This window comes from Shewanella basaltis (assembly GCF_023283885.1).
In the GTDB taxonomy this organism is placed as follows: Bacteria; Pseudomonadota; Gammaproteobacteria; order Enterobacterales; family Shewanellaceae; genus Shewanella; species Shewanella basaltis.
Genome location: NZ_JAKILA010000003.1, coordinates 212880 through 232727, shown reverse-complemented (window position 1 = coordinate 232727; position 19848 = coordinate 212880). Strand labels below are relative to the sequence as shown.

General features: G+C 39.1%; 12 protein-coding genes, 1 tRNA gene and 3 pseudogenes. 6 read left to right on the top strand and 10 right to left on the bottom strand.

The window, feature by feature from the left end; translation table 11 throughout:
- Positions 1–41: 41 nt before the first annotated feature.
- Positions 42–360, top strand: a pseudogene (locus L2703_RS19075) (transaldolase family protein); the annotation flags it as partial.
- Here L2703_RS19075 and L2703_RS19070 read toward each other — a convergent pair.
- Both L2703_RS19070 and L2703_RS04195 read right to left on the bottom strand, forming a co-directional pair.
- Positions 330–1100 (bottom strand): annotated as a pseudogene (locus L2703_RS19070) (beta-xylosidase family glycoside hydrolase). The pseudogenes L2703_RS19075 and L2703_RS19070 sit on opposite strands and share 31 nt — an antisense overlap.
- Before the next feature lie 68 nt (positions 1101–1168).
- The gene (locus tag L2703_RS04195; protein ID WP_248969880.1) at positions 1169–1672 is read right to left on the bottom strand and encodes a hypothetical protein; all 504 of its coding nucleotides are present in this window, start codon (positions 1670–1672) and stop codon (positions 1169–1171) included.
- Positions 1673–1962: 290 nt separating this feature from the next.
- Between L2703_RS04195 and L2703_RS04190 the strand changes: the two genes are divergently transcribed.
- Positions 1963–2039: transfer RNA gene (locus L2703_RS04190), tRNA-Val, on the top strand.
- Between the two features lie 1434 nt (positions 2040–3473).
- Here L2703_RS04190 and L2703_RS04185 read toward each other — a convergent pair.
- From L2703_RS04185 to L2703_RS04150, 8 genes are all read right to left on the bottom strand, one after another.
- Complete coding sequence (locus tag L2703_RS04185) at positions 3474–4430, bottom strand: Gfo/Idh/MocA family protein (protein ID WP_248969879.1); 957 nt, start codon at positions 4428–4430, stop codon at positions 3474–3476.
- A 104-nt stretch (positions 4431–4534) separates the two neighbouring features.
- Positions 4535–4756, bottom strand: coding sequence for a LysM peptidoglycan-binding domain-containing protein (locus L2703_RS04180; protein ID WP_248969878.1), 222 nt, complete (start codon positions 4754–4756; stop codon positions 4535–4537).
- Between the two features lie 210 nt (positions 4757–4966).
- On the bottom strand, positions 4967–7057 hold the full coding sequence (locus L2703_RS04175) for a two-component system response regulator (RefSeq protein ID WP_248969877.1): 2091 nt from the start codon (positions 7055–7057) through the stop codon (positions 4967–4969).
- A complete protein-coding gene (locus L2703_RS04170; protein ID WP_248969876.1) occupies positions 7057–9405 on the bottom strand; it encodes an ATP-binding protein in 2349 nt (782 codons plus the stop codon). Before L2703_RS04170 ends, L2703_RS04175 begins: the two co-directional genes overlap by 1 nt.
- A complete protein-coding gene (locus L2703_RS04165) occupies positions 9402–9935 on the bottom strand; it encodes a YfiR family protein (protein ID WP_248969875.1) in 534 nt (177 codons plus the stop codon). Before L2703_RS04165 ends, L2703_RS04170 begins: the two co-directional genes overlap by 4 nt.
- Positions 9936–9944: 9 nt before the next feature.
- The gene (locus L2703_RS04160) at positions 9945–11981 is read right to left on the bottom strand and encodes a TonB-dependent receptor plug domain-containing protein (protein WP_248969874.1); all 2037 of its coding nucleotides are present in this window, start codon (positions 11979–11981) and stop codon (positions 9945–9947) included.
- Between the two features lie 227 nt (positions 11982–12208).
- Entirely contained in the window at positions 12209–13657 is a 1449-nt protein-coding gene (locus tag L2703_RS04155; RefSeq protein WP_248969873.1) for a LysM peptidoglycan-binding domain-containing protein, read from the bottom strand.
- A gap of 439 nt (positions 13658–14096) precedes the next feature.
- Positions 14097–15461 (bottom strand): MATE family efflux transporter, encoded by a 1365-nt coding sequence (locus L2703_RS04150; RefSeq protein ID WP_248969872.1) that lies wholly within the window; start codon positions 15459–15461, stop codon positions 14097–14099.
- A gap of 113 nt (positions 15462–15574) precedes the next feature.
- Here L2703_RS04150 and L2703_RS04145 point away from each other — a divergent pair.
- The 4 genes and pseudogenes from L2703_RS04145 to L2703_RS04130 all read left to right on the top strand — a co-directional run bounded on the left by L2703_RS04145 (position 15575) and on the right by L2703_RS04130 (position 19804).
- Positions 15575–15796: pseudogene (locus tag L2703_RS04145) on the top strand (hypothetical protein).
- Positions 15797–16360: 564 nt separating this feature from the next.
- Positions 16361–17074, top strand: coding sequence for a FadR/GntR family transcriptional regulator (locus L2703_RS04140; protein ID WP_248969871.1), 714 nt, complete (start codon positions 16361–16363; stop codon positions 17072–17074).
- Positions 17075–17225: 151 nt separating this feature from the next.
- The gene (locus tag L2703_RS04135) at positions 17226–19091 is read left to right on the top strand and encodes a DUF294 nucleotidyltransferase-like domain-containing protein (protein ID WP_248969870.1); all 1866 of its coding nucleotides are present in this window, start codon (positions 17226–17228) and stop codon (positions 19089–19091) included.
- Positions 19091–19804: a 3'-5' exonuclease gene (locus L2703_RS04130; protein WP_248969869.1), complete on the top strand. Its 714-nt coding sequence runs from the start codon at positions 19091–19093 to the stop codon at positions 19802–19804. The genes L2703_RS04135 and L2703_RS04130 overlap by 1 nt, the downstream gene beginning before the upstream one ends.
- Positions 19805–19848 lie beyond the last annotated feature (44 nt).

The following is a 19848-nucleotide window of genomic DNA, read 5'->3' as shown; positions in this document are numbered from 1 at the left end:
GGACTTATCTCCCATCTAATACATGGGGGATTTTTTTTATCATGAATATGTTGGAACAATTAAAGCGCATCACAACGGTTGTTGCTGATAGCGGCGATATTGAAGCGATTAAGCTTCATAAACCCATAGACGCTACCACGAATCCGTCGTTAATTTTACTAGCTGCTTAATTACCACAATACCAATATCTTATTACTAAATCCATTTCACAAGGTAACGGTTATATTGATAATATTTGCGATGATCTAACGGTGAGTTTCGGTTGTGAGCCTCAAATGTATCCCTAGGCGTATATCAAGTGAAATTGATGCGCGTTCATCGTTTGATACTCAGGCCAGTATCGAAAAAGCGCAAAAATTATCGCACTTTACGCCAATATTTGTAAAACCCCAAAAAATAAGACCATCAAACAAATGTGATGGCCTTATTTTTATGAGCTTTTTAAAACAAAATAAAAGGTTATGACGCTTAGTGTTTTTCTGTGTAGGTAAATAACTGAACTCTGCCGGTAAATTGGTGCCAGTCATATCTTGGCAACACATCCCCACAAACGCGCCAGTAAAGTTCGCACCTTCGCCCTTACCCGCTTCATTGGATATAAGGCTGTAATCCAATTCACAAAGAGCTAGCCATTCAGCACCATCAACAGAATAACTAAATATAAGTCGCCCAAACTCAACATCGGCTTTAAGGCTAATAGTGTTACTTTAAAGCGGTACTCGCTGTTCATATATAGGAAAATTCGCGGTTAACGTTTGGTCGCCTAAGCAACTCATAATGTCTAGGTGTGTTCCTTTTTAGTCATCAGAAGAAACATATAAATAATAAAATTTATCTGCGTTGTAGCAACAAATTAATCCCGCATATTGCTGAAAACTGCTTGGGTTAAAAGTAAGCTCTGTTTGCGCCAAAAAGTATAAATGCTTTTGCCTTCTAGCAATAAGCGCTTGCTTAAATGAACTTCCAACCGATTGCTTTCCATACAAGGTTAAGACACCTGGCTTCTTCGTTATGCTATACAAACCATTGGGATTAGGGATCCGCAACCATTGGAAGTGGTCAGGTAAAAATGGCGAAGAAAAGTCATCATAATGATGAATAGTCTTGAATAAGTGTAGTTGTTAAGCCTATTGGATTAACTTCATCATATATGTGTCCTGATGTCAGTCTAAACCAGCCATTGTGGGGAATTAAACACTGACGGGTGTTCATCGGTGATAAACCATGCAGATAAAGATTGAGTAATTGAATCTCCTGTGACGTTAACAAACTGTTTTAATAAAGGCCTTACAATATCATTGAGCATTAATAAATGAAGTATATCTTTATTAGGACGCCGAGGTAATACAATACAAGGTACTAGAGCTTTGGCATCACCAGCATATATTTTACACAGCTTTTGATAGGTCAATAATCCAGAAATTAAACGATAATAACCAGCCTCAGTTTTACTTGCTAACAAAGGTGCTTGATATGAGTCGAGCAATATTGATGCGGGGGATTCGACGCTATCATCTGAGCTTGGTTTTAGAGTACTAAGAAGGTTAAACGATTCACAGAAGGTTTTAAGCGAACGCTCAAGTTGAATTTGATTAAATGCAACCATCTCGAGTTTAACGTCGACTAGCAACTTATCTAAACTCTTATTGAAATGCTCAGCATGTACGTTCATCAATCCCCCTAAATGACAAAATAGTGGTCAATTTCGACATTTTTATATTGTGCCTAAATCGTGCCTAAATCAAGCGCAAGAAATACAAATATTCGCTTAAATTATCGAAAATGAGATGCTTGTTACGATGCTAAAATCAGATAAATAAAGGGATGTAGCTGAAAGATGGTGTTTGAAGGGATTTGACAAAATCAAATTTAAAACGTCTTGACATGGTAGGGGTCGGTGGTTCGAGTCCACTCGGGTGTACCACTCTTTCCAAAGAGTCTAAACATTGAAATTCAAACAATACACCCGTAGCTCAGTTGGTTAGAGCACTACCTTGACATGGTAGGGGTCGGTGGTTCGAGTCCACTCGGGTGTACCATTTATTGCTTTATATCAATACCTTACAACCTTACCTTATCATCTCTGTTGTGCCTAAATACAATTTCCTTGCTAATTTTAGTTAACTTATTCAAACAAGCTCATTAGTTAACCCATTCATTTACACTATTCGTTATTACAACTACCAAATTCACATTTTTAGACATTTGTGCCCAAATCGGTGCCCAAGTGCCCAAACTGTTTTTTTTTAACAAATCCGCTTTGATCCCTACCCTGATTTCAATCTAGTTAGAAACATATACAAATTTCGATAATTATTGGGACAATCAAAGTCGCTCTTACAGTGTCTTTTATCTGCTTAAAGCAATTTGATGCACGACGGTATCGACACAAAATAGTTTATCAACTATGCCTATAATCCTTTGACCAATTTTGAAACAATAGAATTCCCTTCGAATAACCAAATAGTTAATGTAATTGCTATATTTGATTTAGTTTATTTTTTAACACTTGGACGGTAGCGGATTAACTATAGGTTACTAACATACAAATGAGTTTTACAATTAGGGCAAGAATTTGCCATATTTTTATAACCAGTAAATGTCTGCCCGCACCCTAAACATTTACATTTTGAGAGTTTATGCGCTGGTATTGTAGAGTGATTAGTTGCTGGCTTCTTATTTCGAAGAGCTTCATCAATTATGCTATTTCTGTCATCTATTAACTTATCTTCCCTTGGGTGATAGTACCAAGATTTGGCTTCAGTACTGGATTTCAACCAACCTAACAATTGTGTTCTTGCATATCCAAGGTGATCATCCTCAGTAAAAGGTTTACTGTTGAAAATCTGAGTCAACTTTTCGAGATCAAAGATTAACGCTCCAGCTTTAGCATTTTTTAATAACCGCTTGCTAAAGGGAAAGTTTCTGCCACGATAAGCTAAATATACGATTAGCGATGCAGTGCCAAAATTAAATATTACATCAACTTGTTGTCCTAGAAATATTGAGTCAACACTGTAGTTAACCTCAACTCTGGATAAGAGATGTATTGATAACGATATAAATCAATAGATTGACTAAAATCCACTGTCAAGCTTGTGATTTGTTTTGCTAACAAGGCGAATTAACGCGTCAATAGCTAGCCTATTGCAAGTTAATTCAACGCAGTGAGGAAGGCAAAGGACTGCTTGAAAGGCGTTTGTTATCCAGAGCTGAGGTTAGTTTACTTCTCGTGTGCTTATAAATCTTTCATCTGTAATTTTGAGACTTTATCCCGAGTTGGGCAATTGACATCACCACTACAGCCATTTCGTCATTGGCGTAAAATGGCATAGGGTTTATCGGCTGTATAATACTTTTGCACCGCGGCCATGTACGACTGACCAATCGGCCAGCCTTGACTATGTATTAAGATGGCATAATAGTTTTATTAGCCTTCAACTTACGCTTTATAAACCTAACATTAAAACATATTAAATCAGGGCCTTAACCCTGGCCAATTGCGATTGAAACAACAAGCTGTGGTTATGGGTCACTATCTGGCTTTCAATCTGGCCTTGCTCAATGAGTCGGCAAGCTTCATCTGCCTCAAAGTGATAGCCTAGCGACTGCCTGTTATCACTAAAACTATCGACCAGATCATCAAGATGATACAAATGACATTCTGATGCTCTAAATGCATCAGGAATCACAATGTAACCTTTATCACCAATCAAATAAGCGTAATTACTTAATCGACATTGAAACGATGTTGCCAAACTGACCATCACATCATCACTATTACCAATCATAATGACATCATCTTCAACACCGGTTTCGCACACGTTAGCTTGCACGTAAAGGTTGCTGATGTCTGATGTTAAAAAATAATCAGCAATGGCTAACGGATAAATCCCCATATCTAATAAGCAACCACCAGCAAGCTGTGGATTATATTCCCTTCCATCTGCGTTAAAAGGAATAGGATAGCCAAAATCAACTTTGACATGCTTTAACTGGCCGATGCGCCCTTCATCTAACCACAATTTTGCCTGACGTAATGCCGGTAAAAAGTATGTCCACAAGGCCTCCATTAATAACAGACCTTTGCTTTTGGCTAATGTCGTTAATATTTGGCACTCATCATAAGTGACTGTCATGGGTTTTTCACACAGAACATGTTTACCCGCCATTAAAGCATCGTAAACCTGTTGAAAATGAAAATTGTGTGGCGTTGCAATGTAGACAATATCAACATTAGGGTCGTCAAATAACCTTTGATACCCCTGATAGGCATTGTCTATTTGATATTGCTTAGCAAACTTATCTGCATCAGCCTGCGTTCTGGCAGCAACGGCATACAAATGACTATTCTGCGAAAAGGCTAAATCCTGACAAAAAAGGGCTGCAATCCTGCCCGCGCTAACAATTCCCCAATTTAACTTGCTCATTTCCACATCCTTATTTTGATGATTTAAGTAAATGTCAATATTCTTAATAAGCGCAATTATTTAACATCAATTTTTTACGTCTATTCTTTAGCATCGCTCACTCATTACAGACGCATTTGCGCTTTTTTCTGTTGCCTTTGATGATAAAACTTCAGTGTTTTACCTACGGTAAGCTTGTCTCTGTCTGTCATATTATTCCAGCTGATAATTTGCTCTACTGTCACGTTATACACTCTAGCGATACTCCATAATGTATCCCCATATTGAACGGTATGCCCCGCCCGAGAGGCTGAATTATTTACCTGAGCAATCTGTTGGGGTTGCACTGTGCGAGAGTCGGTGAACGGTAACAACAAGCGAAGAATATCGACAGCTTATTACCCAGGCATTTTAACCGGTAGATGAAATTCCCCAGGGGCTTACAAATGTTGAGGTTACTAATGCGCTAACGTAAACATAACCTAGGTTTGTTGCCTATTTAAGCACTGATGCGTAATGAGCATATTTGTCGATACCCAGTTGGTTAAAAAAGCATATTACAGTTGCGTTGACGGAATGGGTTTCGCAAATAAATAGCCTTGTAAGTCATTACAACCCATCGATGTTAATAACTCCGATTGTTCAATGTACTCAACTCCTTCTGCTATTGTGCTCAGGCCAAGGTTAAGTGCTAATTGAATAATGGTACGTGCGATCGCAGCATCTTTTTGATTATTAACAATGCCATCAACAAATGATTTATCAATTTTTAAAGTATCAATCGGAAAGTTCTTTAAATAATTGAGCGAAGAATAACCAGTACCAAAATCGTCAATGGCCAGGTTAACGCCAAGTTTCTTCAATTTAAATAACAATAAAATGGCATCATCAACATTATCTATAATGGCTGACTCTGTGATTTCAAGCTCAAGCATACTAGGAGGTAAACCTGTTTGTGTTAAAGCATGTTGAACATGCGTTAAAATGTTTGGGTGATTAAACTGCAATGCAGACAAATTGACCGCGATTCGCTTAACATGACTATTAGCGGCACACAGCGACTTTGCTTTTTTACAGGCTTCAAGTAGCGCCCATTCTCCGATCACGATAATTAAACCACTACTCTCTGCAATATGGATAAAATCAAATGGAGTTAACAATCCTCTTCTAGGATGTCTCCATCGCAAGAGCGCTTCATAACCAACAATGTGACCGTTTGTTGCACAAACCTGCGGTTGATAATGCAACTCTAGTTGATCACCATGAGTAATTGCTTCTCTGAGCTCTGCTTCTATTTGAAGCCTGTCCATTAATGACTTGTGCATCTCATGAGAGAAAAGTTGATAGCCATTTTTACCGTTGTTTTTCACTTCATACATGGCGGTATCAGCATGTTGCAATAGCATATCACCAGACAAACCGTCATTAGGATAAAACGAAATGCCAATACTGGCAGAAATAAACGTTTGCTTACCCATAATAAAATAGGGTTTAGACAGCTCATCAATAAGTTGTTGAGCAATGATTGCCACACTGTCGAATTCTTCGAGTTCGGTTAATAATAAAGTAAACTCATCGCCGCCTAGACGAGCAATATGATTATTATCATAATCTGATTGATTTGATTCCCCCAAAATATCAGCTTGGCGGATGATTGCTTTAATTCGGCTTGCTGCTTCGCATAGTAATTCATCGCCTGCTTTATGACCTAAGGTGTCATTGATCCGTTTAAAATGATCTAAATCGATAAATAACAATGCTAGTTTGGTTGAATGCCGTTTAGCTAACGCAATAGCGGACTCTAACTGTAAAAGAAATTTACGGCGATTAGGTAAATCAGTCAGTGTGTCAAAGTAAGCGTAATACGCGATTTCTTGCTCTGATTTTTTGCGATTAGAAATATCATGTAACGTGCCATTTAATTTCGGCTCACCATAATCGTAAGTAATATCAGTCCTATCATGCAAGGTTATTATGTCGCCATTACCGTGTAATACTCGGTATTCGATATCGTAGGGCTCTCTGGTAAGTAGCGCATTTTTAACCGTTTGCGACAAAAGCTCACGATCGTCAGGGTGTACAATTTCGATCAAATTGGCAAAGGTTAATTCGCGCTCTTGCGGTTGCATACCTATCATACGATAAACTTCATCTGAACAATCAAGTGTTTTATTCTTAAAATCCCACTCCCAAGAGCCCAAATGCGCAATACTTTGAGCTCGAGCGAGTTTATTTTTACTCTTTGTCAGTTCTTTAATGGTCTTATTGGCTTTAAGCACATACTGGATCCTATGGTTCAATAATGGCCATTTTACCGGTTTAGTCATAAAGTCAGTTGCGCCAACATCAAAAGCTTTTTTTATATCATCAGGTTGATCGAGTGCCGTTACCATAATGATGGCGACGTTTTCACCTTCAGGCATCGCTCTAATCACCGAACAACATTCAAAGCCATCCATTTTATCCATAGAGACATCGAGTAATATCAAATCAGGCAAATGAACACTAAAAAGCGCGATGGCCTCCTCGCCACTACTTGCTTCAATAATATTGGTCATAGACGAATTTAAGGCACGACGCATTAACATTCGTATGACAGGATCGTCATCAACAATCAAAATCACATCATGTGCTGTGGCGTGTGTCATTAAGCTAACTCCTCACTTTTACGCGTTAATGCTTCAATAGTGAGTTCAAATACACTTTCAAGTAGTGCCGCTAACTGAGTGGCTTCAGTTAATTGTGAATTGCGAGCTAACAACTCGATTTGACTGGCAATAGTTTGCATCTTATCTGCACCTAAATTTGCTGAACTGGATTTTAAGGAATGTGCAGCTTTAAATACGATTTCGGCGTTTTGGTTAGCAAGCCCCTGAGTAATATCAATGATTAATTTGGGTGTATTATGAATATAAATGTCAATGATGGTTTTCACCAGTTCGCTAGAGTCATCGGGCGAAATTTGCATAATGTCGTTAAGCGGGCCTTCGATAAAAATATTCGATTCTTCAATGCTTAATGTTTCACTATGACTATGAGAGTCGATTGAATCAAATACCCATTTATTCAAACAATCACTGAGGTTTTGCCGTGTAAATGGTTTTAGTAAGGTATCTTTAGCTCCCACTTCACGAAACTGACGTTTCACATTAGGTTGAATATCTGCAGTAAGCGCAATAATAGGCGTATGGTAATTTATACCATGCTGACCTTGCTTGGTAATTGCGTCAGTAGCGACTATACCGTCGGCTTTTGGCATGTGATAATCCATAAAAATCGCATCGAACTTTTTCTCACTCGCGCGCTTAATGGCCTCTTCACCGTTATCAACAATTTCGCACTCATGCCCTAACGATGCCAGCAAGCTCTTAATCACGAGTTGATTAACAACATTATCTTCAGCAACTAGTATGTGTGTTTTACGATAAATCACATCACTGTTGCTATTGCTGTTAACAATCTCACTCATGGGTGTTAAGGGACTGTCAACCGGGACTAGCGGAATGCTAAACCAAAATGAACTGCCTTGATTGATTTTACTATCAACGCCATATCGACCATTCATTAATACAATCAGTTGCTGGCAAATAGCCAAACCTAAGCCCGTACCTCCAAATTCGCGGGTAATTGAGTTATCGGCTTGAGTAAATGGATTAAATATTGCGTCTAATTTATTATCAGGAATGCCAATACCTGTATCATTGACTGTAAATTTGATAACTGTATCAGAGCCCTCAATTTGTTCACTGACAAGAATGCTTATTGCGCCTTGTCGAGTAAATTTAATCGCATTAGAAATAAAGTTATTCAAAATCTGGCGGATCCTTACCGAGTCGCCAAGATAGTTCAATTGCGTTAAGGGCTGTATATCAACTGATAAACTGAGTTTTTTCTTTCTTGCTACAACCTCGTGTGATTGGCATGTAGAGTGAATTAGATCGGGTAAATTAAACTCACGAATGTCTAAATCCATTTTATTGGCATCAATTTTGGAAAAATCCAACACCTCGTTTAATAACACCAACAATGTTTGCGCTGAATCGTTAATCATCTCTACGGTATAATTCACGTCTTTATCCAACGGATAAGATTTTAGTAGATCAGAAAAACCTATGATGCCATTAAGTGGAGTTCTTATTTCATGGCTCATTACAGCTAAAAACTCTGATTTGGCTAAATTGGCATTTTTAGCGATTTCTAGTGTTTGCTGCAATTCAACTGTACGCTCGTTTACGCGCTGCTCTAATTCACGGTTTATAGTTTCAAGTTGCCTTCCACGCGCATCGACCTCAGCAATCATAGTGTTAAAGCGATCAGCCAGTTGTGAAAACTCATCATTGGATTGAATACTGACACGTTGGCTATAATCTTTGTTGTTGGAAATCTGTTCAATCACCCCTAGAAGCGTATTCATGGGTTTTGTGAATAACGACTGTAACCAAAACATGACCAATAAACTGGCAAAAAAAGCCAACACGCTAGCTGAAACCACTAATAATAAGTAATCATCAAGTTGCTTTGTTAAGGTATTCATATTGTCTGTAATATGGAGCATGCCAACAAACTCACCTTCTGAAAGCAATGGCGTGTATGAATGTACCCTGTCATTGTCAAACATAATCTGCTTTTTTTTACTAGACTGAGCCGCTAAAAAACGGTCAGTTTGCATACTGAATCGCTCCTGGCTACTGCCCGAATACTCAGCAAAAGGATTACCTTTAGGATCGTAAATAACGGCGTGAATAATATCGGGCTGTGCAATCAACGCCGACAAGGTTTTTTCAGCTGAATTAGGATCGTTAAATAAAACGGCAGCTAAACTATTGCTGGCAACAATATCACTTAGCACCATTAAATTTTGTTCCGCTTTTTGCCGTGTAATCGCAAATTGTTGGTTTATTAACGCACTAGAGATAATCACGATGACGATAACCGCAATCGCGAGCATTGAACAAATCAACTTGGTTCTAATTGAAGATAAATTGATAATAGTCATCGTTTTACCTCAATCGCCAACTTTAACACTTGCGAACTAATATTTAAGCCCGCCCTTTCTAGCGCTGCAATATTGACTTTAAAAAACAACCTTTTATCTTGTTCAACAATTTCAATCATGCCTCCTTGTGAGACAAAACCCGCAATATCTGACACGGTCAGAATGGCTTTACTGTCCACGGCTAAAAATATTCGTCGCGTTAACTCACGCGAACCTGAGTCGATAAAAACGACATCGCATTGCTCAATTTTGCTGGTTTCAGACAGTTCAACAGCTGTAATGCCTTGTGCCGCAATCTTTTTTTTCTCTAACGCATTAAAGCTGTCTCGATATTGATTGCCATAAAAGCAAATTGTCCATGCTGAAGCTTGCTCAATACGTGCTTGTGGCCATTGAGTAAACTTGGCAAAGTTATATGTAAACGCAGCTTTTAAGTCGAACGAATCCTCAGCGCTTGTTGAACCAGAAAATAGAACAACCGTCGCTAAAAAGAGACTGATTAACCGTAGGTACGTGCGATTATTTTTCATAAAGATCGCTTAAAATCTCAAGCTGGCTTTTACAAAATAACTAGGGCCTACTTGATATGGTAGCAAGATACTTTCTGCTTCATACTCAAGATGAGATGAGTAAAAAAGGTTTTTGCCAAAGGCTGATAACGACAATTCTGGCATTACTGCCCAACTCACACCAATATCAATACCTTGATAACTGTCTACAGCTTTAACGCTACTGCCGTTGCCTGAAAGTAACTCTGTCTTGTCAATGAAACGCCATACAAAATTGACATCAATATTGTCGGTCATGTTCCAATCGATGATGGTCGACACTATATTTTGTGGTGCCTGTGTATTTTGGCTAATAAGTTCATTGAACTCATTTTGAATATAACTGTAATTAACACGTAATTGCAGTAAGTCAGTCATGATCCAAGTAGATGACACTTCTGCACCATAGTTGTAACCATCGTATTGATTTTCAAAAACAGTGTATTGTTCAAGGTAATTTGGAAAGGCACTAAAATCGGTCGTGCCTACTGAGGTACTGCGCAGTTTATCGTACGCATTATAAAAAAATGTCGTGTCAAAAGACCATTGTTTGGCAGGTGAAAAGCGGTAGCCTAGCTCATAAGAGACAATCTCTTCAGATTGATAATCATCACTACCCACAACAAACACTTTAACCGGCGGCGATACATCCGATGGTGGGATATTAAGTGCATTGACAGATAGGTTATTTTCAACTCGCGATGGCGTTCTTACCGCACGGGCAATTGAAGTCCACACACTGTTTTTAGTGTCAATTTGCCACATTAAGCGAAGATTGGGCTGAACTTCAAAACCAGTATAATCATTATGCTCAAAACGTGACGCTAAGGTTAACCATAATGCATTATCCACTAGCGCGATTTCGTCACTAACAAAAGCACTCCAAAGGTGTGTTTTAGTTGAATCAGGTTCAGTACTGGTCAAAATTGGCATTGAAGTTAAGTTATCCGAAATAAAGCGATAACCTAGGCCCCAAACTATATTATGGTCTTGTCCTGCAATCAGTTGGTGCTGAAAATCAATATCTACCGTATTCGTTCGTAAGTGATAGAGGTCTTCATTTCTTTCGGCAAAGTCATAATAGACTTGTAAGGCATATTCAGAGGTAGGTGATAACGCTTTTGTGTAACGCGATAGTAAATTAGCACCTTGACTTTCTACTTCTTCAAAATAAAACCGTCTATATTGTGGGCTATCCATTGAGGCAACATTGGATGACTGATGCATTTTGCTAGTATAAAGGTCACTACTTAACGTTAAGCTAGTGTCATTCTCCAGTTGAATGTCCATCCTGCCACCTAATTGCAGGTGATGCCAATCATTACTTTTATCGACTAAAGCTGCTGATTCAAGTAACGCACTGTCGAGATCTTGAGGATTATGCTTCAACGAGTCGCGACTATTGCCTTTTATATACACTCTAGCATTCGTATTATCAGTCACTTTTGCACCAAAGCGAGCCCCCGCAAAGCCTTGTTCATAATCGCCCGCACCTAGCTCTGCGAAACCACCTAATGTGTCGGCACTGTGTTTGGTAATAATGTTAATTACACCATTAACAGCATTCGCCCCCCATAACGCGGCACTGGGACCTCGAATCACTTCAATACGTTCAATATCTGCCATTAATGTGTCTTGTACCTCCCAATACACACCTGAAAACTCAGGAGAATAAAGCGTGCGGCCGTCCATCATTACTAATAATTTATTGTTGTAACGACCATTAAAGCCACGGCTACTAACTGCCCACTTTTGCGAGTCAATTTGAGCCACATGGAGCCCTGGTACGTCACGTAATGCTTGTGGGATAGATGTTGCGCCAGAATGGCGAATGGCGTCTTGAGTAATGACATAAACAGCAGCTGGAGAATTTGATAATGGCTGTTTTTGTTTTGATACTGATGTCACTTCAACATTCATCAATTCTTGTAGACTGAGATCGAATGAGTTTGACTCTTGTGCAAAAGCGGCAGAAGTTACCCATAACGTCATTAACGCAGAACTAGAAAATAATTTCGCTTTCAACATTTCTGTCATGTCCCCAAAATAAACCGTCTATAAAAATATACGAATAGATTTAAATATCTATACAATAAATTTACACTAACAAACAATAAAAGTATGCCGTAGGGTATTTATTTTATGCACATTGTTAGATCTACCCAACAAATTGGGAAAGTAAATGTCAATATTCTTAATAAACGCAATTATTTAACATCAATTTTTTACGTCTATTCTTTAGCTTCACTCACTCATTACAGACGCATTTGTGCTTTTTTCTGTTGCCTTTGATGATAAAACTTCAGTGTTTTACCTACGGTAAGCTTGTCTCTGTCTGTCATATTATTCCAGCTGATAATTTGCTCTACCGTCACGTTATACACTCTAGCGATACTCCATAATGTATCCCCATATTGAACGGTATGCCCCGCCTGAGAGGCTGAATTATTTACCTGAGCAATCTGTTGGGGTTGCACTGTGCGTGAGCCGACAATTTGTTGGTTTTTTTGCTTTGCTGCTGACTGTTTTGCCGCAGACTTTTTAGCCGCTAGCTCAACATCTAATATCACTTGAGATGCGGTATGCGGCATGTATAAGAAATTTCCAGCAATGATTTTATCGCCATCTATATCGTTCATGGCTCTGATTTTATCGACTGTCGTTTGATGGCGCTGTGCGATGACCGTAATATTATCACCGTTTTGAATTTGGTATTTGTACCATTTCACTCGCTCATTAACATCGGTATTTGCCAGTGCCTGTTTAAACTTATGCGCTTTACTCACTGGTACCACTAATTGATGAGGGCCTTCTGGTGACGTTGCCCAACGATTAAAACCTGGATTTAATTTTTGTAAGCGGCTAACCGGTATTTTCGCTAATTTAGCAGCGACCGCTAAATCAATTTGACTGCCAACATCAATCACTTCAACCAAAGGTTTGTTTGGGATGGTATTAAGGGTAATACCGTAGCTGTCGGCATGTTTGACAACATCGGCAATGGCAAGTAATTGCGGAACGTATTGCCTCGTTTCCGTCGGTAATGGCAGTGACCAAAAATCGGTGTCTAACCCCCTTTGTTCATTATACCTTATCGCTTCTCTTAACCGGCCTTCTCCTGCATTGTATGCAGCAAGTGCATATAGCCAGTTATCCGTTTTTTTATATAAATACGCTAACATATCAAGTGCAGCAGACGTGGCCGCAGGCACATCCTTACGACCGTCATACCACCAATTCATGTCTAGGCCAAAGTGGCTGGCCATTGGCGAAGTAAATTGCCACAGACCTGACGCATTAGCACTTGAATAAGCCAACGGGTTAAACGAGCTTTCCACTATCGGTAATAAAGCCAGCTCAATGGGCAGGTCTCGATGTTCAAATTCTTCGACGATTAAATATAAAAAAGGGCGGGCCCTAAGGGAAATTTGTTCTAAATGTTTGGGGTTATCGATATACCACTGGCGGTAACGATTCACTAAGTGCTGGTCAGGTATAGGCATATCCATCGAAAAACGAATACGATCCCATACATCACCAGACTCTTTATATTCTCGACGCGCTAACGATTTAGGGATCGTATACGTGCTCGATTTTTTGGTTTTGTTAACCGTTTTTTGCGCTTTTACATCGTTTACTGTTGCAGTTTGACATCCGCTTAACAGTATAAATCCTGTCGTTAAAAGGAAGAGTGATGTTTTCAATTAATGGCATTCCTAACAAATTACGCACAATTATTCAGTTTAAGCGCAAATGATTTTGCGCAAAATGATCTAAAGCCAATTGACCTTTTAAGGGTGTTTTTACAGTAAATGGTTGGCCATTACTCACATCTACAAAAGCGCGGCTGAAACCTTAAAGTGCCGTTATTCTGCATAAAAAGTGAAAACACTGTAAATTGGCCAACAAACGCAGCCAAAAGGAAAAGGGTTCGGCTAAAAACGTGTAACTCTTAGTTGAATGACTCTTTGTGAATAAAGAGTTTTAGATGACTCGGCATCAATCCATTCGCCTCAATGAAAAAACATTTATAATACGAACCAAATTCAACCAGCAAAGATTAATAGGCGCTAGTGTAATTGAGATTCGCTTAGCTTTCTATTCAATTCAATCGGTTGAGCTGGGCTTAGAATAAATATACCGTTAAATTAATTTTTCAGCTTGCTGTTGATCAAATTCAGTTAATGTCTTTCTCGCTAAATACCTAAACGGTAATGCTTTAACCGCTTCCTCAAAAGGCATAACAGCAAAAGCCCAAAAAATAGATGCATCAAAATAGAGTATTAGCAAGCCACACAAAGGTATCGAAATTAACCATTGGCCAGTAAAATTGATTTTAAATACCGCCGTTGTTTTCCCTAAAGCGCGTAAAATATGCCCATGAACCGTGTTATAGCCACGAATAAAAGGCAACAAAATGTATAACGGTGCAATAGCGGCTAACGCTAAGTAGGTTTCGGGATTTAATCCTGGGTATATATCGGCAATCACAACACTCAGCCCCCAAAATAAGCCACAAGAAATCACCGACAACACCACAGCCATTTTGATACTGATATTGACATCGTCGATTAAATTGTCGAGTTTTTTAGAGCCAATCGCCTGGCTTATCGTAATTGCCGATGCATGAGCCCATGAAGTAATAAACTGAGTACCACCACGTATCCACGGCATGAGTACAGTAATAGCAGCGTATGCATTAATAGAAAGTTGCGAATATAATAATTGATAAATCGTTGCCCCAATCGACAACATTGTCACGTTAGCCGCAACGGGGAATATTTCGACAAAGTGTAATTTTATGTTGCTGATAAACGCAGGCAACTTACTGTTAAACGATAGGTTCAGATCTTGCTGGTACCTTAAACATACACTTAAAAATAGCATTCTTAAGGTCATTGCAATCACACTGCCGATTGCCGCTCCCACTACACCAAGCCCTTGCCATTCATGCACCCCATAAATTAAAAAATAGGATGCAAAAGCATTAATAGGTAATTCAATTAAATAACTTTTAAATGGAATTTTACTGCTGCCAAGGGCATTAAACATGGCAGTAATAACTTGGGTGATGGCGGTGAACAATACCAGATACTTAGCCACATCAAGGTAAGCGCCTATTTCTACGTATAAGGTGTTATTGTCAGTTAGCCAAAGAATAAGATCTTGTTCTAACCAGATAAGTAATAGCCAAAATAAAATGGCAACGGCTAAGTTAATCAACATGCCAGACCAATACGCATTTGCTAACTTCACCTTGCTGCCAGATCCTACAGCTCTGCTCATGACTAATTGAGTGCCATTAGCAAGCGCCATCTGTATGCCTAAAATAAATGACACTATCGTTGTGGCAATCCCCATTGCCGCAAGCGACACCTCACCTAAAGGGCTCACCAATAGAGTGTCAATCATTAACATCGATTGCATCAACAACGCATTTAATGCCAGTGGCCAACCTAAAGACAGGTTACGCTTAATATAATCATTAGAGATCATGTGTAACAGCACAGCTTTTCCTCAAACAAAATAACCTATTTTTACCCATCAAGTTGCTAGGGCCTGTTGATCTTTGCTGGTTGAATTTTGTTCGAGTTAAAAACGTTTTAATCGAGGCGAATGGATTGAAGCCTAGCCACCTAAGCAAAATCTATTCAACAAAGAGTAAAACGTTTTTAGCCGAACCCTGTGGGCAGCGTTTGTTGGTCATTTTTACTGCGTTATCGACTTTTTATGTAGAATAACTACACTTCAAAGTCTCTGCCTTGTATAACAGACCAATAATTCGCTGCAAAAATAACCTTGAAAGATCAACAGACCCTAGTATTAAAGTGCAAAACACCTAATGCGTATAACAAAACGTGTTGATGCCAACAACTACAACATGCAATAACGGGCCACATATGGCCATTTACAAGTCATTAAGGTCACTTTAGCAGTGCCTACTTAAATATGACCTAGGCAAACCCTTAAATCACAGGCAGACTGACCATAAATACTGTGACTAGCCACAAACACAGATAAACAGATGGCAATAGCAGCTAATTTTACTGCGCATTAAGTAATACAATTACATTAAGCTATTCCATCACAATTAACAGCAAATTTTTACACACTAGCTCATATTTTAAGGGTAATTAAAACAAAATCACTGACGTTTGCCAGCTCATAAATGAATTAGTTTGTTAATTGAAAATCATTCTCGATCGGCCCACAACCCTTGCAAACTATGTTTTATTTTGTTCATGCACTGTATTAAAATAGCTTTTATTGCTATTTAAAGGAATTCGTCTTCAATAGCAAATTAAACAAAAACTACTTATGTCACATTTAATAAATTGCTCGTTTGTATAGTCATTTATTCGGTGTATAGTTGTTATTAAATAGTATGTATAAAAATAGAGATGATTATGATCGGTGATTTTGATTCAATTGCTGGCTCAAAGCGCAGTTTACATGTACAAGTTGCGCGCGAAATTGCGAGAAAGATATTGTCTGGCGAGCTCGCTCAAAACTCGATTATTCCCAGTGAAATCGATCTCTGTGAACAATTTGGTGTGAGTCGTACAGCATTAAGAGAAGCAGTTAAACTGTTAACCTCAAAGGGGTTGCTTAAGTCAAAGCCCAAAGTGGGCACCAAAGTCGTTGAACGCGCTTATTGGAACTTTTTAGATTCTCAACTGATTGAATGGATGGATGGGATTTCTGATAACGACGAATTTTGTTCTCAATTTCTTGGATTACGTGGGGCCATTGAACCCGAAGCCTGTGCCCTTGCGGCGCGCCATGCCACAATAGAGCAGCGCATGAAACTGTCTGAAATATTCGATAAAATGTGCGATATCGCTAAAGCGGATGTTTTTGACCAAGAACAATGGACCAAATTTGATACTCAGTTTCACAGCTTAATCTTTAATGCCACAGGCAATGTATTTTATCTGCCCTTTGGCAATATTCTCACCACCATGTTTGCTAATTTTATTCATCACACTTCAGAAGACGGCAGCACATGCATTGAAGAGCACCGAAAAATTTACAGTGCGATCATGGCGGGTAACAGTGAAAAAGCACGAGCAGCATCCGCTGCCCATTTATTAACTGTTAAAGATAAATACCCAGCTTAATTTATCTATAGTCGACTAACTAAAAACACATTAAATGCCTTAATGTGTTTTTTAGTTCGGTCAAACTGAGCCGTTTAAGCAGTTTTTCTGTCAGAGCTCACCTGCGGCAATTGTGTTGAAATTTCATGTTCAGTGCTAGAGGTCTTTTGTTATGCCACAATCTTTACTGCCTAATATATTATCATTTATCAGCCAGATAGACCCTTTTGATAAAATTGATAAAGCAGAATTAAGAGCATTATGCACTCACGTTAAAATTAGCTATTTAGGCAAAGGTGAGCGAGTTGACCTAGCAGAAGAAGACAAAGAAAAATCCCTGTACATTGTGCGCACGGGCTCAATGGAGCAGCGCAAAACTGATGGGGTATTACGTGCAAGACTGGGTCCTGAAGACCTTTTCGGATTCACGTTTCTCAATTCAAACGTCAATGACAACGAAGGCTATTACGCAACGGCTATCGAAAACACCCTACTCTATCTAATTCCTCACTCCGCCCTGCAAACCTTATTTAAACACTCTCCCCACATCGCAGAACATTTTGCATCACAAGCACAGGTCCGACTAAAATCGGCACTCGATGTGGTTTGGTCTAGTAAAGAAAAAGGATTGTTTTTACGCCGTGTCGGCGATATTGCTACAGGGCGGATCGCTATTGTGACTGCAGATATGAGCATTCAACAAGTGGCTCACGAAATGCGTAATGTGCTACGTACATCCTGCGCTGTGATTTATAAAGACGATAATATTGTCGGTTTAATTACCGACCGTGATATGACCAAAAGAGTTATCGCCGACGGGGTTGCTGTAGATCGTCCCATTGAAGATGTTATGACCCTTTCGCCTCACATTATTAAACCGGACGATCTTGTTTTGCACGCTGCATCATTAATGATGCAGCATAATATTCGTAATCTTCCCGTAGTTAAAGACAATAAAGTCATTGGGTTATTAACAACGACGCATTTAGTCCAAAACCACCGCATGCAAGCCATCTTTTTGATTGATAAAATCAAATATGCCGGAAGCACCTCGGTTTTAGCCAGTTTTACGCCAGAGCGCCAGGCAATTTTTGAGGCCCTAGTCGAAGGCAAAGTCGCACCAGAAACCATTGGCAAAGTGATGACCATGATTATGGACGCCTACAATCGGCGTTTAATTCAAATCGCTATCGATAAACTCGGCCCACCACCTTGTGAGTTTTCATGGATAGTTGCAGGCTCCCATGCCCGAAATGAAGTTCATATGCTGTCTGACCAAGACAACGCCATTGTGCTAGCTGACAATGCCACTGACAACGACAAAATCTACTTTAAACATTTAGCCAATCTTGTCACACATGGTTTAGCCAGTTGCCATTACCCGCTGTGCTCAGGCAATTACATGGCATCAACGCCTAAATGGTGCCAATCGCTATCGATTTGGAAGGCCTATTATAAAAAATGGGTTGCCAATCCTGAATACGAATGCCTACTCAATATCAGTGTATTTCTTGAAATTCGTACCATCTATGGAAATGCAGATTACGAAACCGAGCTGCGCAATGCACTGCACAGTAACATTAAAAATAACCGTGAGTTTTTAAGCAGCTTAGTTAAAGATGCCGTCAACACTAACCCACCCTTAGGTATTTTTAACAAATTGGTACTTGAAAAATCAGGTGAAAATAAAAAAACGCTCGACGTAAAAAAATATGCCATTAACTTAATTATCGATCTGGCCCGTATTTACGGCCTGGCAGTAGAATGCGATTTATCGGCCACCGATGAGCGCTTTAAAGCCGCCAACGAAAAAGGCATGTTAAGTGATGATGCCTTTAAAAACATTATTGGCGCGTATAAATTTATATTATCGTTCCGTTTTAATCATCAATTGGTTGCGTTAAAACAAGGTGAAGAGCCTGACAATAATATTAACCCCGATCATTTCGGCAGTTTTGAGCGAAAACATTTAAAAGATGCTTTTAGAATTATTGCTGACTTACAAGAGGCGGCTAAAGTCAGGTTTGGGAGTCGTTAATGAAAGCCATTATTCATTATTTTCATCCGTTAATGCGGATAATGCGTGAACGAGAACAGTTTTTAGCCAACAAACTTATCCCCGATTTTATTCACGACAATTTACTGCAAACCCTACCAACGCTAAAAGACACTGCAGACTCATTTGATTATTTAGTCCTCGACTTTGAAACAACAGGTTTAGATGTCGACAATGATTTGATTTTATCGATTGGCTGGGTAGAAATTATCAACTCTCAAATTGACCTTGCCTCATGTAAGCATCATTACATTAACTCAAAATCGCAAATAAAGCCTGTGACGGCAGTGATCAATCACATCACCCCGCAAATGCTAAACGAAGGCGAATCGATACACGATGCAATTAAAGCCTTATTTCACGCTTCAAAAGGTAAAATCCTAGTTGCCCATGGTTGCTTAGTTGAAGCAAGGTTTTTACAAAAATACATGTTACGTAATTTTGAGTTATCAAGTTTACCTTTACTGTGGATAGACACTCTTAGCATCGAAAAACACATGGCAATGTCGGTCAATAACCCAGACATAGATTTAACTCTTGCCACCACGAGGGAACGTTACAATTTACCCGAATACAATAATCACAATGCATTAGCTGATGCGGTATCCACAGCTGAGTTATTCCTAGCACAGCAAAAAAAACTGCAGCCACACAATAAGATTCTTTTTGGACAACTGTACAAAATGAGTCAATAACCCAAACCAGTACAACAAGGGCAATGCGCAACAGGCAAATTGAC